Here is a 12,723-nt window from a genome sequence, read left to right as displayed (position 1 = left end):
CCCAGGAGCAAAGCATGGCAGACGTTTCTGAATACGAATATGACCTTCTGGTGATCGGCGCAGGCTCTGGGGGTGTTCGCGCGGCGCGTATGGCTGCCGCCACCGGCGCCAAGGTGGCGATTGCCGAAGATCGCTACTTGGGAGGAACCTGCGTCAACGTTGGTTGTGTGCCCAAAAAGCTCTACTCCTACGCTGCTCATTTTCATGACAGCTTTGACGATGCTGCCGGTTTTGGTTGGCAGCTACCAGGCCCCGCCAGCTTTGATTGGGCCACGCTGCGGGATAATAAAATCAGCGAAATTAAACGCCTTAATGGCATTTATCAGCGCATGCTGGAAGGTGCTGGGGTTACGCTGTTCAACGCCCGCGCACGCTTGGCTGACGCTCATACGGTAACCTTAAGTGGCGAGCATGGCGATACATCGGTGACGGCGCAGAAAATTCTCCTTGCTACCGGTGGATGGCCTTGGGTGCCCGATTTTCCTGGCAATGAACACGCCTTGGATTCCAATCAGATATTTGATCTGGATACCTTCCCCAAGCGTTTTCTGGTCTTGGGCGGTGGCTATATTGCGGTGGAATTTTCCAGCATCTTTAATGGACTGGGCAGTGAGACGCATCTTATCTATCGCGGCGACATGTTTTTGAAAGGCTTTGATCAACAGGTTCGCGAGTTCACCTGTGCCGAAATGCAAAGAAAGGGCGTCAATATTCACTTCAACACCAACATTGAGCGTATTGAACCCAGCCAAGATGCCTACAACGTTCACCTTACCAGTGGCGATGTGCTTGAAGTCGATGTGGTGCTCGCAGCCACTGGGAGGAAAGCCAATGTGGGTGATTTAGGACTTGAAGCATTGGGGTTAAGCTTGGATGAGTCTGGCAAAATCCCTGTTAACGAGCGGTTTGAAACAGTGTTGCCTTCCGTGCTGGCGTTAGGCGATCTAATCGCTGGGCCTGAGCTCACGCCAGTGGCGTTGGCAGAGGCCATGCAGCTTGTTGATGTCCATTTTGCCGATACGCCTCCCAAGCCATTGGATTACACGACGATACCAACCGCCGTTTTTTGCCATCCCAATATTGGAACCGTAGGGCTCTCTGAACAGGCTGCGCGGGATAAATTTACCCATATACGTGTGTACAGCACCGATTTTCGTGCCATGAAACACACGCTGTCGGGTAGCCAAGAGCGTACGCTGATGAAACTGATTGTGGATGATGAAACTGACGTGGTGGTGGGAGCCCATATGGTTGGTGACGATGCGGGGGAAATCATTCAGGGCGTTGCCATTGCGGTAAGAGCAGGCCTTACCAAGCAGGACTTTGACCGCACCGTGGGCATTCACCCTACCGGTGCTGAGGAGTTTGTCACGCTGCGTACGCTCACTCGCCGGTAAGTGCATAAAAAGCGTGAGGTTGGTCTGTTATATTCTATAAGCGACAGTGGCGAAAAGGTTGCCATGAGCGGCGAATTCGCCCTGTTCGTTCATAACAAAATTTTATGGAAAGTGAGGCAGAGAATAATATGATTTTTGAATTGCTCATAAGCAACTGTTATAATGAACTTCAAATTCGCTACAGCGAAGCATAACTATGAGTACGCCGACACCACCATTTACCCCCTCTGCCGACCTTGCACGGCCGACAGTCGCTGATGCCGTTGTCGGTCATGCAGAGACGCCACTCTTTATTCGCAAACCTAATGCTGATGACGGCTGGGGGGTTTACGAGCTTATTAAAGCTTGCCCCCCGCTGGATGTGAATTCAGCCTATGCCTACCTGTTACTCGCCACCCAGTTTCGTGATACCTGTGCAGTTGCAACCAATGAAGAAGGTGAAGTCGTGGGTTTTGTGTCTGGTTATGTCAAGGACAATGCCCCCGACACCTACTTTTTATGGCAAGTGGCTGTTGGTGAAAAAGCCCGTGGCACTGGATTAGCACGCCGCTTAGTCGAGGCCATTATGTCGCGCCCCGAGCTTGATGATGTGCATCACCTTGAAACCACCATCACGCCTGACAATCTAGCCTCTTGGGGCTTGTTTCGCCGTTTGGCGGCGCGCTGGCATGCGCCGCTCAATAGTCGCGAATACTTCTCTACCGAACAGCTCGGAGGAGAGCATGATCCGGAAAACCTCGTGCGCATTGGCCCGTTTCAAACCGATCGCATCTAATACGTGTTTTTGCTAGGCACATGTGTTGGATTGACTGTTTTCCCGCTTATGTTGCTCTGGGCAAGTAACGTTTAACGCCTAAAGGCAAAATGATTAACCAAGGAGGTCGCAATGCAGACCCAGACGCTTGAACGCATGGAATCCAATGTACGTACTTATTCTCGTTCATTTCCGGTGGTGTTTACCAAGGCGCAAAATGCGCGCCTAACCGATGAGAATGGCCGTGAGTACATTGACTTCCTTGCCGGCGCGGGCACGCTTAACTACGGCCATAATAACCCGCATATGAAACAAGCGATGATCGACTACCTGTCAACTGATGGTGTCGTTCACGGTTTGGACATGTGGACTAATGCCAAACGTGATTATTTAGAAACGCTTGAAAAAATTATCTTCAAGCCACGTGGGCTCGACTACAAAGTACACCTACCTGGGCCAACCGGTACCAATGCGGTAGAAGCGGCTATTCGCTTAGCTCGAGTGGCTAAAGGTCGGCATAATATCGTCACCTTCACCAATGGTTTTCACGGTGTCACCATGGGGGCTTTGGCGACCACGGGTAATCGTAAATTCCGTGAAGCCACTGGCGGTATACCCACCCAAGGCGCAAGCTTTCTACCTTACGATGGCTACATGGGTGAGCACACCGATACCCTGGATTATTTTGAAAAGCTGCTTGGCGATAAATCTGGTGGTCTGGATATCCCAGCTGGTGTCATCATTGAAACCGTGCAAGGCGAGGGCGGTATTAACGTAGCTGGCCTGGAGTGGCTGAAGCGCCTTGAAGGTATCTGTCACGCCCACGATATTCTGCTGATTATTGACGATATCCAGGCAGGTTGTGGTCGCACAGGTAAATTCTTTAGCTTTGAGCATGCGGGTATTACGCCCGACATTATTACCAACTCGAAATCGCTCTCCGGGTTCGGCCTGCCATTTGCGCATGTGTTGATGCGCCCAGAGCTGGATAAATGGAAGCCAGGCCAATATAACGGCACTTTTCGTGGTTTTAGCTTGGCAATGGTGACCGCCACCGCAGCGTTGAAAAAATACTGGTCTAATGACACCTTTGAACGCGATGTTCAGCGTAAAGGGCGTATTGTAGAAGAACGTTTCCAGAAGTTAGCGGCGCTATTGACTGAGCACGGCATGCCAGCTACTGAGCGTGGCCGTGGCTTGATGCGTGGTATCGATGTCGAGTCAGGTGACATTGCCGATAAAATTACCAGCAAAGCGTTTGAGCACGGTCTGGTGATTGAAACCAGTGGCCAGGACGGTGAAGTGGTTAAGTGCCTGTGCCCGCTAACCATTAGCGATGAAGACTTGCTGGAAGGCTTGGATATTCTCGAAATGTGTGTCAAAGCTGTTGCTAGCGAGTAACTTGCCACTAGAATTAGGTGTTACGCTGAAACAGTAAGCTCACAGGTTTTTTAGTTAGGGATATAGCGGCTGGTAGTCGCCAGCCGCTTTGCAACGGAGTACTCCTATGATCGTTCGTAACATTGAAGAAGCGCGTAAAACAGAGCGTCTAGTGACTGCTGAAAATGGTAACTGGGACAGCACGCGCCTTGTGTTGGCCAATGACGGCGGGAACTTTTCTTTTCATATCACACGAATTTTCGAAGGCACTGAGACACATATTCATTACAAACATCACTATGAGTCTGTGTACTGCATCGAAGGCGAAGGCGAGGTGGAAACACTCGCGGATGGCAAGATTTGGCCTATCAAGCCGGGTGATATTTACATACTTGACCAGCACGATGAACATCTGTTGCGTGCCCACAAAACCATGCACTTAGCATGTGTATTTACACCGCCGATCACGGGCAACGAAGTTCACCAAGAAGATGGCTCTTACGCACCTTCTGAATAGCGACAGTGAGTAACAACGTGTTGCTGTCTCAAGAGTGGACGAGCAACAGAAAAAGCAGCCTGCGACAGTAGGCTGCTTTTTTGCTAAGTGTTTATATTTCTGTGATTAAATACTTTTTTAACAAGCACTTATGATTTTTCAAATACGAGCGTAATTTCACCCAGCGTAAAGCCAAATTTACGCATGGCGGTTCGATTGATCAAACGGCCATCCGGCTGAAGGTACATCCAGTCATCCATGGTAAATGAGATCATCCGACCATCAATTTCGATCTCTAGCGGATAGCGCATGTGGAAGGCATGACCATATTGGCGTGCCTCAACTTGACCTTCCACGTCGTCGGCGGTGCCAATCCAGCGATGTTCATCGATGCGCTCAAATGTCCAAACGCGGCGATCTGTTTCACCATCTGAAAAAACGAAAGATTCATCCAGCGTCAGGCTGCCATTTTCGTAGGTGCCTTGGATATCTACGGTAAAACGTCGCTGTACCTCGCCGGAGTAATCCTGCACCATGCCCCAGGCTCGGGTGGTGCCCGCAAAGTACTCTGCGATATCCAAACGAGGTTCAGTATCGGCGTAGTCCTCAATATCAACGCCAGCACAACCAGCCAGCAAGAAGAATAGTGTGAAAAAACTAATGCGCAGGGAGCGGGTCATAGGTGCATTTCCTATATTTGAATGGATTTAGGTACAGTTATGGTAGAGTATTTTTATAGCATAGAGCACCTAAGTGCCTGTGACTACTGGCACCTCTTGGGTTCGCTTAATATATATTATGTTAAATAGCGCATTTTGGTCGTCTGTAATAGGTGTCCGAAAACTAGATGTTCGAAAAGCCATGATGGCGTTGGACACTCGCCCCCCATCTCCTTATCATTCCCCAACCTATTGTCCAAGGATATCTCTCGTTATGCGCCCAGGTGTTTTGTGGCTTATAGCTGGCTTGTCGCTCTCGATCACAGGCTGTGCAGCAACCCAGCCGGAAACGAATCAACCGCCTCCTCTAAGCGAAGCCTCATTCAACTCTCGTATCCTGGAATTAGAGAGCCAGCTAACCCAGCAATGCGATACCCATTCGGAACTACAGGAACGCCAGCTTGATCACCAGCAGGCACTCACTGCTGATATGCGTGAAGTGGGCAGTTTGCTGCGCTACCTTCGCCAAGATGTGCAGCAGTTGGAAGCCCGAGGTGAAGAACCTGTCATCATTCGTGAAGAGTGTGAAATTGATCAGAGCTTGACCACCAAAACACTGCTAGGCCGCAGTGAATGGGTTGGGCTACCGAGTCTGGGTACCTATCTCAAGGCACGAGTCGATTCTGGTGCCAACACGTCGTCACTGTCTGCCGCAGAGATCACTCGTTTCGAACGTGATGGTGAAAACTGGGTGCGTTTCAAGTTGGCACTTAACGAAGATGACGTGGCCGTTGAGTCACAGCGTGATGAGTGGATTGAAGCACCCATTGTTCGTCGAGTGCGTATTGTTCAAGCTTCGGGGGAAGACTCGCGCCCGGTCATTTCGCTATTAATGACCTTAGGGCCAATTCGTGAAAATGTCGAATTCACGCTCAATGATCGCTCTCATCTAGATTATCCCGTGCTGCTTGGGCGGCGTTTTTTGATGGATATTGCGGTGATTGACGTGGCTGATACTTATTTGCATGACCGCCCTGAGTTTCCTGGCGGTGAGCCCGCCGACCAAGCTGCTGAAGATGAAGCAGTTGACGAAGATGATACTGAAGAATAACTGCTCTCCCCTGACGTTTTACGTAGAAAGGAATCTCCATGTCACGGTTAATGTTTTATATTATTGTCGGCTTTTTACTGGTCGCAGGTATTGCGACCAGCGTGCATCGCCATGTGCAGTTTGAAATCCCCTGGCTGCCCGGCGAACAACGCCAGGTGTGGGAAATTGAGGCTGGCATTAACTTCAATGCACAAGATGGCCCTGTACAGGTCGACTTGGCACTGCCCTCTCATCAGGCAGGCTATCGTGTACTGACTGAAAACACCGCATCGTCAGGCTATGGGCTTGCTTATCAGGCGGATGAATTAGGTCGTACTGCCAGCTGGACAATTCGTCAAGCGGTGGGCAGTCAAACGCTCTACTACTCTGTGCAAATGTTAGTATCGGAAGATGCTCGCTCACCGATACAGACTCCCCCCGGCGTATCCATTACTACGCCTTGGGAAAGTCCCTACGACACGGCGGCCAGCCAACTGATTGAACAGGCCTGGGCACGCAGCGCCAACAATGCCACTTTCGCTCGCGAGCTAATTCGCGACATTAATGGTGAGCGTCAGGAGGAAAACGCGCGGCTTTTGCTCACACAAGAAAATCCGGCGGCACTGGTGGTGCGGCTACTTAACCAGGCGGGCGTTCAGGCCCGTGAGGTGAGCGGCCTGCTGTTGGAAGATGGTCGTCGTCGCCAAACGCTCAGCAGTTGGATTCAGGTGTTTGACGAGCCAGGCGAAGAGTGGACTATTTTTCACCCACTAACGGGCGAGCAAGGTAAGCCGGACAATTTACTGCTTTGGGAAACCGGTGGTAGAGCCGTATTGGAGGTTCAAGGCGGCACAAATTCTCGGGTTACGTTCTCAATGATGACCCACGACCAGCCGGCCTCGGCGGCGGTGCGCAACCACTACTCTGAAGACACGCTGCTGAATTTCTCTATTCACAGCCTGCCACTGGAAGAGCAAGCACTTTTCCAGACTATCTTGCTGATTCCCATTGGCGCGTTAATGGTAGTGTTTTTACGTGTATTGGTGGGCATTAAAACGTCCGGTACCTTTATGCCGGTGTTGATCGCTCTCGCCTTCATACAAACCACCCTGCCTACAGGTTTGATTGGCTTCCTGCTTATCGTTGCCGTGGGGCTGGTTATTCGTAACTACCTCTCTTACTTAAATCTATTACTGGTGGCCAGGGTCTCGGCGGTGATCATTACGGTGATTGCGATTATCTCGATCTTCACCGTGTTGGCCTACCGCATGGGGCTCAGTGCGGGCTTAACGATTACTTTCTTCCCGATGATTATCCTGGCTTGGACGATCGAGCGGATGTCGATTTTATGGGAAGAGGAAGGCCCTAAGCAGGTGTTAATCCAAGGTGGTGGTAGTTTAATTACGGCTATTCTTGCTTACCTGGCGATGAATAACCCTTGGGTGCGTCACATCACGTTCAACTTTCTGGGAGTGCAGTTGATATTGATGGCGCTGATTTTGCTGCTGGGCAATTACACCGGTTACCGCTTACTGGAGCTACGCCGCTTCAAGCCAATCACTGATGATGAGAAACCCTCATGAGCTGGCTGAACAACTGGACGTGGCCCACACGTTTGCGGGATAAAGGCATTATTGGTATGAATCGGCGCAATATTCGCTATATTGGCCGATACAACAAGCGCCGCCTTTACCCTCTGGTCGATGACAAGCTTAAAACCAAACTATTGGCCCAGCAGTATGGGATTACTAGCCCCGAACTGATTGGTACCGTGACCACTCAGTTTGGCGTTAAGCATATTGGTGAAATGCTCACCGGCCACGCAGGTTTTGTTATCAAGCCTGCCAAAGGGAGCGGCGGTAAAGGTATTTTGGTGGTTGAAAAAGTCGAAGATAATGCCTTTATCAAGCCAAGTGGTGCCAAGCTCTCGCTTACCGATGTTGAGCGGCATGTGTCGAATATTTTGTCTGGACTCTACTCCCTAGGCGGCTCGCCTGACGTGGCGGTGATCGAAACGCTGATTAATTTCGATGAAAGCCTGATGGATTACACCTATGAAGGGGTTCCTGATATTAGGGTAATCGTTTTTAAAGGTTACCCCGTTATGGCCATGATGCGCCTTTCCACCGCGGCGTCCGACGGCAAAGCTAACCTGCACCAAGGTGCGGTAGGAGTAGGCCTAAATATAGCCACCGGGGCTGCCCTACGCGCGGTTCAGTTTGATCGGCCCTGCTTTAGCCACCCGGATACCGGCCATGATCTGGCAAGTTTAGTCGTCCCCCAGTGGGAAACGCTGCTCAATTTGGCGGCGGGCTGTTATGAAATGACCGGGCTTGGCTACCTGGGTACTGATATGGTGCTGGATCGTAAGCATGGCCCAATGCTACTTGAGCTGAACGCGCGTCCTGGCTTGGCCATTCAAATGACCAATGGCGAAGGTTTGCGCCGCCGCCTGGATCTCATTGAGCGTCAGCCTGATGGCGTGCCAGCCAAACAGCGTGTGGCTTTTGCCCAGCACCATTTTGCGCGGCAAAGTGAACTTGGTAGATAGTGGAGCGGGTAGAAAGCCCTGACACTACTTCCACCGGCGCGTAGACTACTACCGAGTAGGCTAATAACGTTCAACGAGTTGCCCATGACCCAAGCAAGTACACTACTACAGCAAGCGGAGTCTCAGTGCCATATCCGCGGCGTGCGTTTCACTCCTATTCGCCGCCGAGTGCTTGAGATGATTGCTGAAAATGGCGGTGGGCTAAAAGCCTACGATCTTCTAGATAAGCTCTCTACTGAGCACGCGGCTGCCCGCCCCCCTACTGTATACCGGGCGCTAGAGTTCTTAATTGATCAAGGGTTGGTGCATCGGATTGAGTCGCAAAACTCTTATGTGGCTTGTGCATGCCCAGAACATGTCCACGGTTTTCAGCTGCTTATTTGCCGTCAATGCGGGTATGTTGAAGAGCTGCATCTGGACGAAATCAGCGACCAACTGGCAGCACTGGCCAATCGACAAGGCTTTAATGTAGAGCGCCAAACTATTGAGCTACAAGGGCTTTGCCAAGATTGTCGATTGAGCAAAGGATGAACCTGTTAATCTCAAACAGCTAATTTTTGTAGAGACAGCGAGTAAATTATGTCCCGTTTTGATCAAGTCGCGCCGGAGGCGTTGTTTAAGCAACTAGAGCGTGCCACTCCCGAAGATAGCCTGCCTGCTGTTTCAACCTTGCTAGCGGCTGTGCGCTTTAATGCCGATGGTTTGATTCCTGCTATTGCCCAGCAGCACGACTCCAAAGAAGTGTTGATGATGGCGTGGATGAACCGCGAGGCACTTGAAGAGACCTTAGCCACTCAGCGTGTTTGCTACTATTCACGCTCGCGGGGAACATTGTGGCGCAAGGGAGAGACGTCGGGGCAGCAGCAGCAGCTTATCTCCGCGGCGCTAGATTGCGATGGCGATACGCTACTGTTGCACGTCGAGCAAACCGGGCCTGCCTGTCACACTGGGCGGCGCAGCTGTTTCTATATTGCCGTGGACAAAGAGCAGGCGTCGATCACCAGTACGCCGCTGATTGATCCTGACGATCTGTACGGCAAAAAAGCCTAGTTTTCGCTATGCCACACTCAGCCAAGTCGCGAATCATATCAGCTCTGCGCTCAGGCCCGCGGTGGCTATTAATGAAAGTGATGATTGGCTGCGTAAGGGTCTATCAATACACGCTCAGTCCGCTGCTGGGCCCTCGCTGCCGTTTCTGGCCCAGCTGTTCGTCTTACACGATTGAGGCGATTCAGGTGCATGGACCATTAAAAGGCGGCTGGATGGCAGTCAAACGGATCATTAAGTGCCACCCGGGCAGCTCAGGGGGTATGGATCCAGTGCCCGGTGGACGCAGCGAGCAGCTTTGCCGCGAGGATGATGAAAAGGCGTCGTCACCCTCTTGTTGTGATCATCACCCTCGCTAGCCCGTGTTGCTACTTCTGGTTTTACTACTTCTGCTGCGCTACCGCGTAGATCTTCTCCAACATGGCATGCAGGCCGTTGCTACGCGTAGGCGACAAGTGCTTGTCTAACCCTAAATCAGTCATAAAGTGCGGTTCGGTAGCACGGATTTCAGCGGCTGTGCGTTCGCTATAAATACGCAGCAATACGGCAATCAGGCCGGATACGATCGCTGCATCGGAGGTTGCTTTAAAAACCAGCTTATCGCCCTCCTCCTCATGGCGCATCCACACGTTTGACTGACAGCCCTGAATTTTAAACTCCTCGATCTTCCAACCTTCGGGAAAGTCAGGCAACTGCTTACCCATATCGATAATGTACTGATAACGATCCATCCAGTTATCAAATATCTCGAAATCTTCGATCAGCTCTTGCTGGGCCTGCTCGGCGCCGGAAGTGCTCATGCTATTTCCTTCTCTATTGGTGGCGACTGATATTTTGAGTCATAGGGATACTCATTGGTGCCATTATAACGGCTCGAAGGAGTCTTGAGGGAGGTTGTGTCCTGAAACAGTCAATCGGTGGCGCTGCTGCTCGCGATGCCACTCATTATCTTCGGTATGCAGATAGAGAGAGGTGGTATCAAGGCGCGCGTGTCGGGCACTTTCGGCCAGATGGCGCAAGCTAATGCCCGATTGAGCCTGATGGGTGATTGATGTGTGCCGTAACCAGTGCGGTGTGGCCTGGTTAAGTGCGGCAATATGTTCAGGTGCGCCGCCATTATCTTCAAGTGCTTGCGCCGCCTGCTGAAATGTAGTCCGAATAAGCCGATAAAGCTGGTTATGCCCCAGGCCACGCTGGCCATCCAGGGCGCGAAGCAAGGGTGCCTCTGAGTCCAGCTCGCTGGGAATGTCAGGCAGCCCCAGCGCTTGGCGCCACTGCTGCAGGCACTTCAGCATATCCTCGGGCAGCGGAATGCGTGCCATCTTGCTGCCCTTGCCCACCACATGCCACCACCAGCGCCCTTCGCTGCGCTGGAAATCGCCCATACGCGCATCCGCCATCTCGCTAATACGTGGCGCAAGCAGATAGGCAAAGCCAAAGATAAAGCGCCGCCGGGCATGTTCAAAATGAGCGCGATCGCTCTCCCCAGCCTCTAACGGCCTATTCAACCACGCCCACAGCCATGCCCATAGATCGCCCTCAAGATAGCGCTCAATTCGCGGCGTTTGATTATTCAGGCGGCGGGATTTATCGCGCATTAAGCGGAACGGATTGTGGTTAACCCACCCCGCTTCTACCAGCCACACGAACAGGCCTTGCAGTATCACCAGGCTTTGACGCCGGCTGGCGGGCGATAACACACCACGAAATGGCCGCCACGCCGGGTGCGCTCGGGGCTTGGAGGGCCCAACCCACTGCTCGCTAGGCTGTGGATCAGCAAGAAAGGCTTCAAAGCGACGCAACGTTTCGCGATTTATATCGGCCAACGCAAGCCCTTGGCTAGCTAGCCATAGAAGCAGTCGCTCCGCTTCTCGACGGTACGCTTTCCAGGTTTGTGGGCTATCCACGTACTCTTCCAGCCATGCGGATACTGCCTGAGCATCGTTTTGAGCACTAATACGTCCGCCATTGGCCGTCTCATTTAGCGTCAATAGTTGGCTAGTGGATGTAGTAATAACTTCGTTCGCCATGCCCGTCGCTACTCTCTTTTAAAGGTCTTTTATATCCAATGAGCGGAAGTGTGCCTCTGTAGCCGTATAAATTCAAGATAAGACGGGTAATCTTGAATTTATGTCTATTATCATAAATAAAATTACGTATTACATAATACGTAATTATTGCCTTTTGCACGACAAATCTCGACAATGGTGGTTACAGAAGCTCTCAAGGAAGGATCGTTTCATGGCCCGCAACGGCATTCAGTACAGCGATGTTCAACAAGCGATAGACGCCCTGCTGGCTCGCGGCGACACACCCAGCGTGCAGCGCATTCGCGATGTACTGGGCACCGGTAGCTTCACCACGATTAGTGACCACTTTCGCCAGTGGCGCAGCGAGCGAGAGCAAAATCGCGATGTGCCACCCCCCAAGGGAGTGCCGGAAGTCGTGGTGACCATGGCCAGCGAGCTATGGCGCGAGGCCCAGGAAGTGGCGAACCAAATGCTGCTCCACTATCGCGAGGATGCTAACCGCCAAGTGGCAGATGCCCAGCAGCTCGCTGAAGACGCAAAGCGGCAAGCGGATAACGCCGAACAGCGTGAAAGCGCCCTCGCCGAGCATTTACGCCACCTTGAGCAGCGTATGGAAGCGTTAAACCGGGAGTTAGCCGCGAGTCAAACCAGCGAGCACCACTGGCGCACGCTTGCCGAGACATCACACAGTGAAGTCAATCAGCTAAAACAGGCAAAAAAGCAATTAGAAAGTCAGGCAGAGGCGCAGCGTAATGCGCAGAGCCACGCCCTCAGTGAGCAGCAAGCCGCATGGGAACAGCGGCTGGCACAAGAAGAGCAGCGTCATGAGGCAGCGGAAGGCAGGTTGATGTCGATGCTGGATAGCGCTCAACAGGCGCGCGCCCAGGAAGAGAAGAGTTACCAAAAACGCCAGCAACAGTCTGAGCAGCGAATGGAGGCGTTCGCTCAGGACCTAAAGACAAAGCAGCAGGCATTGCATCAGTTGCAGCTGGATGCCAGCGAACGCGAGCAGCGGCTTAGCGAGCGGGCGCAGCAAGTCATATCGCTTGAAGAGCAGGTAAAAACGCTCACCCTGCAGCTAGATGAGTCCAAAGCGTCGCTCAAAAGCCAGACTCAGCAGCATGCCGAGCGGGAAGCCGCTCTACAGCAAGCGTGGCAAGAGAAGCTGTGGAGTCGTATGGAGGCGCTGCAAACACAGCTAACGGCACTTCCCGATGCGCTTTCAAATCAAACTGCCAAGGGTAATGAACCAGAACAATGATTAAAGCTGCGCCCTTAAAAGACTGACTTTAAAACGGAGAACTTAAAACGGAGAACTT

General features: G+C 52.0%; 14 protein-coding genes. 11 read left to right on the top strand and 3 right to left on the bottom strand.

What is annotated here, in order from left to right; genetic code table 11:
• The first annotated feature begins 14 nt into the window (after positions 1 to 14).
• The 4 genes from gorA (at position 15) to A6R74_RS02000 (ending at position 4,048) form a co-directional block, all read left to right on the top strand.
• Entirely contained in the window at positions 15 to 1,397 is a 1,383-nt protein-coding gene (gene gorA / locus A6R74_RS02015) for a glutathione-disulfide reductase (RefSeq protein ID WP_064232806.1), read from the top strand.
• A 196-nt stretch (positions 1,398 to 1,593) separates the two neighbouring features.
• Complete coding sequence (ectA, locus tag A6R74_RS02010; protein WP_064232805.1) at positions 1,594 to 2,172, top strand: diaminobutyrate acetyltransferase; 579 nt, start codon at positions 1,594 to 1,596, stop codon at positions 2,170 to 2,172.
• Positions 2,173 to 2,283: 111 nt separating this feature from the next.
• The gene (gene ectB / locus A6R74_RS02005) at positions 2,284 to 3,552 is read left to right on the top strand and encodes a diaminobutyrate--2-oxoglutarate transaminase (protein WP_064232804.1); all 1,269 of its coding nucleotides are present in this window, start codon (positions 2,284 to 2,286) and stop codon (positions 3,550 to 3,552) included.
• Between the two features lie 106 nt (positions 3,553 to 3,658).
• Positions 3,659 to 4,048, top strand: a complete 390-nt coding sequence (locus A6R74_RS02000; RefSeq protein ID WP_007114243.1) for an ectoine synthase — start codon at positions 3,659 to 3,661, stop codon at positions 4,046 to 4,048.
• 128 nt (positions 4,049 to 4,176) lie between these two features.
• Here A6R74_RS02000 and A6R74_RS01995 read toward each other — a convergent pair whose 3' ends face one another.
• Entirely contained in the window at positions 4,177 to 4,707 is a 531-nt protein-coding gene (locus A6R74_RS01995; protein WP_064232803.1) for a DUF3833 domain-containing protein, read from the bottom strand.
• Between the two features lie 253 nt (positions 4,708 to 4,960).
• Between A6R74_RS01995 and A6R74_RS01990 the strand changes: the two genes are divergently transcribed.
• From A6R74_RS01990 to yidD, 6 genes are all read left to right on the top strand, one after another.
• Positions 4,961 to 5,797, top strand: a complete 837-nt coding sequence (locus A6R74_RS01990; RefSeq protein ID WP_064232802.1) for an ATP-dependent zinc protease family protein — start codon at positions 4,961 to 4,963, stop codon at positions 5,795 to 5,797.
• A gap of 38 nt (positions 5,798 to 5,835) precedes the next feature.
• Positions 5,836 to 7,359, top strand: coding sequence for an inactive transglutaminase family protein (locus A6R74_RS01985; RefSeq protein ID WP_064232800.1), 1,524 nt, complete (start codon positions 5,836 to 5,838; stop codon positions 7,357 to 7,359).
• Positions 7,356 to 8,327, top strand: a complete 972-nt coding sequence (locus A6R74_RS01980; RefSeq protein ID WP_064232798.1) for an alpha-L-glutamate ligase-like protein — start codon at positions 7,356 to 7,358, stop codon at positions 8,325 to 8,327. Before A6R74_RS01985 ends, A6R74_RS01980 begins: the two co-directional genes overlap by 4 nt.
• A gap of 84 nt (positions 8,328 to 8,411) precedes the next feature.
• Positions 8,412 to 8,858: a transcriptional repressor gene (locus tag A6R74_RS01975; protein ID WP_064232796.1), complete on the top strand. Its 447-nt coding sequence runs from the start codon at positions 8,412 to 8,414 to the stop codon at positions 8,856 to 8,858.
• Between the two features lie 48 nt (positions 8,859 to 8,906).
• Positions 8,907 to 9,377 (top strand): phosphoribosyl-AMP cyclohydrolase, encoded by a 471-nt coding sequence (gene hisI, locus A6R74_RS01970; protein WP_064232794.1) that lies wholly within the window; start codon positions 8,907 to 8,909, stop codon positions 9,375 to 9,377.
• Between the two features lie 71 nt (positions 9,378 to 9,448).
• Positions 9,449 to 9,733: a membrane protein insertion efficiency factor YidD gene (yidD, locus tag A6R74_RS22125; protein WP_121499342.1), complete on the top strand. Its 285-nt coding sequence runs from the start codon at positions 9,449 to 9,451 to the stop codon at positions 9,731 to 9,733.
• A 24-nt stretch (positions 9,734 to 9,757) separates the two neighbouring features.
• Here yidD and A6R74_RS01965 read toward each other — a convergent pair whose 3' ends face one another.
• Positions 9,758 to 10,174 (bottom strand): SufE family protein, encoded by a 417-nt coding sequence (locus tag A6R74_RS01965; RefSeq protein ID WP_064232792.1) that lies wholly within the window; start codon positions 10,172 to 10,174, stop codon positions 9,758 to 9,760.
• A 63-nt stretch (positions 10,175 to 10,237) separates the two neighbouring features.
• Positions 10,238 to 11,404, bottom strand: coding sequence for a tyrosine-type recombinase/integrase (locus A6R74_RS01960; RefSeq protein WP_064232789.1), 1,167 nt, complete (start codon positions 11,402 to 11,404; stop codon positions 10,238 to 10,240).
• Positions 11,405 to 11,615: 211 nt separating this feature from the next.
• Between A6R74_RS01960 and A6R74_RS01955 the strand changes: the two genes are divergently transcribed.
• On the top strand, positions 11,616 to 12,665 hold the full coding sequence (locus A6R74_RS01955) for a DNA-binding protein (protein WP_064232787.1): 1,050 nt from the start codon (positions 11,616 to 11,618) through the stop codon (positions 12,663 to 12,665).
• Positions 12,666 to 12,723 lie beyond the last annotated feature (58 nt).

The organism is Halomonas sp. ALS9 (assembly GCF_001651035.1).
Classification (GTDB): domain Bacteria; phylum Pseudomonadota; class Gammaproteobacteria; order Pseudomonadales; family Halomonadaceae; genus Vreelandella.
The sequence above is the reverse complement of the archived record's forward strand: the minus strand, read 5'-3'. Positions and strand labels throughout refer to the sequence as shown.

Bases quoted from the DNA above. Each gene is read 5' to 3' on its own strand.
- A6R74_RS01995 (WP_064232803.1), bottom strand. From the start codon at position 4,707: ATGACCCGCTCCCTGCGCATTAGTTTTTTCACACTATTCTTCTTGCTG.
- A6R74_RS01975 (WP_064232796.1), top strand. From the start codon at position 8,412: ATGACCCAAGCAAGTACACTACTACAGCAAGCGGAGTCTCAGTGCCAT.
- hisI (WP_064232794.1), top strand. From the start codon at position 8,907: ATGTCCCGTTTTGATCAAGTCGCGCCGGAGGCGTTGTTTAAGCAACTA.
- A6R74_RS02000 (WP_007114243.1), top strand. From the start codon at position 3,659: ATGATCGTTCGTAACATTGAAGAAGCGCGTAAAACAGAGCGTCTAGTG.
- ectB (WP_064232804.1), top strand. From the start codon at position 2,284: ATGCAGACCCAGACGCTTGAACGCATGGAATCCAATGTACGTACTTAT.
- yidD (WP_121499342.1), top strand. From the start codon at position 9,449: ATGAAAGTGATGATTGGCTGCGTAAGGGTCTATCAATACACGCTCAGT.
- ectA (WP_064232805.1), top strand. From the start codon at position 1,594: ATGAGTACGCCGACACCACCATTTACCCCCTCTGCCGACCTTGCACGG.
- A6R74_RS01965 (WP_064232792.1), bottom strand. From the start codon at position 10,174: ATGAGCACTTCCGGCGCCGAGCAGGCCCAGCAAGAGCTGATCGAAGAT.
- A6R74_RS01960 (WP_064232789.1), bottom strand. From the start codon at position 11,404: ATGGCGAACGAAGTTATTACTACATCCACTAGCCAACTATTGACGCTA.
- A6R74_RS01985 (WP_064232800.1), top strand. From the start codon at position 5,836: ATGTCACGGTTAATGTTTTATATTATTGTCGGCTTTTTACTGGTCGCA.
- A6R74_RS01980 (WP_064232798.1), top strand. From the start codon at position 7,356: ATGAGCTGGCTGAACAACTGGACGTGGCCCACACGTTTGCGGGATAAA.
- gorA (WP_064232806.1), top strand. From the start codon at position 15: ATGGCAGACGTTTCTGAATACGAATATGACCTTCTGGTGATCGGCGCA.
- A6R74_RS01990 (WP_064232802.1), top strand. From the start codon at position 4,961: ATGCGCCCAGGTGTTTTGTGGCTTATAGCTGGCTTGTCGCTCTCGATC.
- A6R74_RS01955 (WP_064232787.1), top strand. From the start codon at position 11,616: ATGGCCCGCAACGGCATTCAGTACAGCGATGTTCAACAAGCGATAGAC.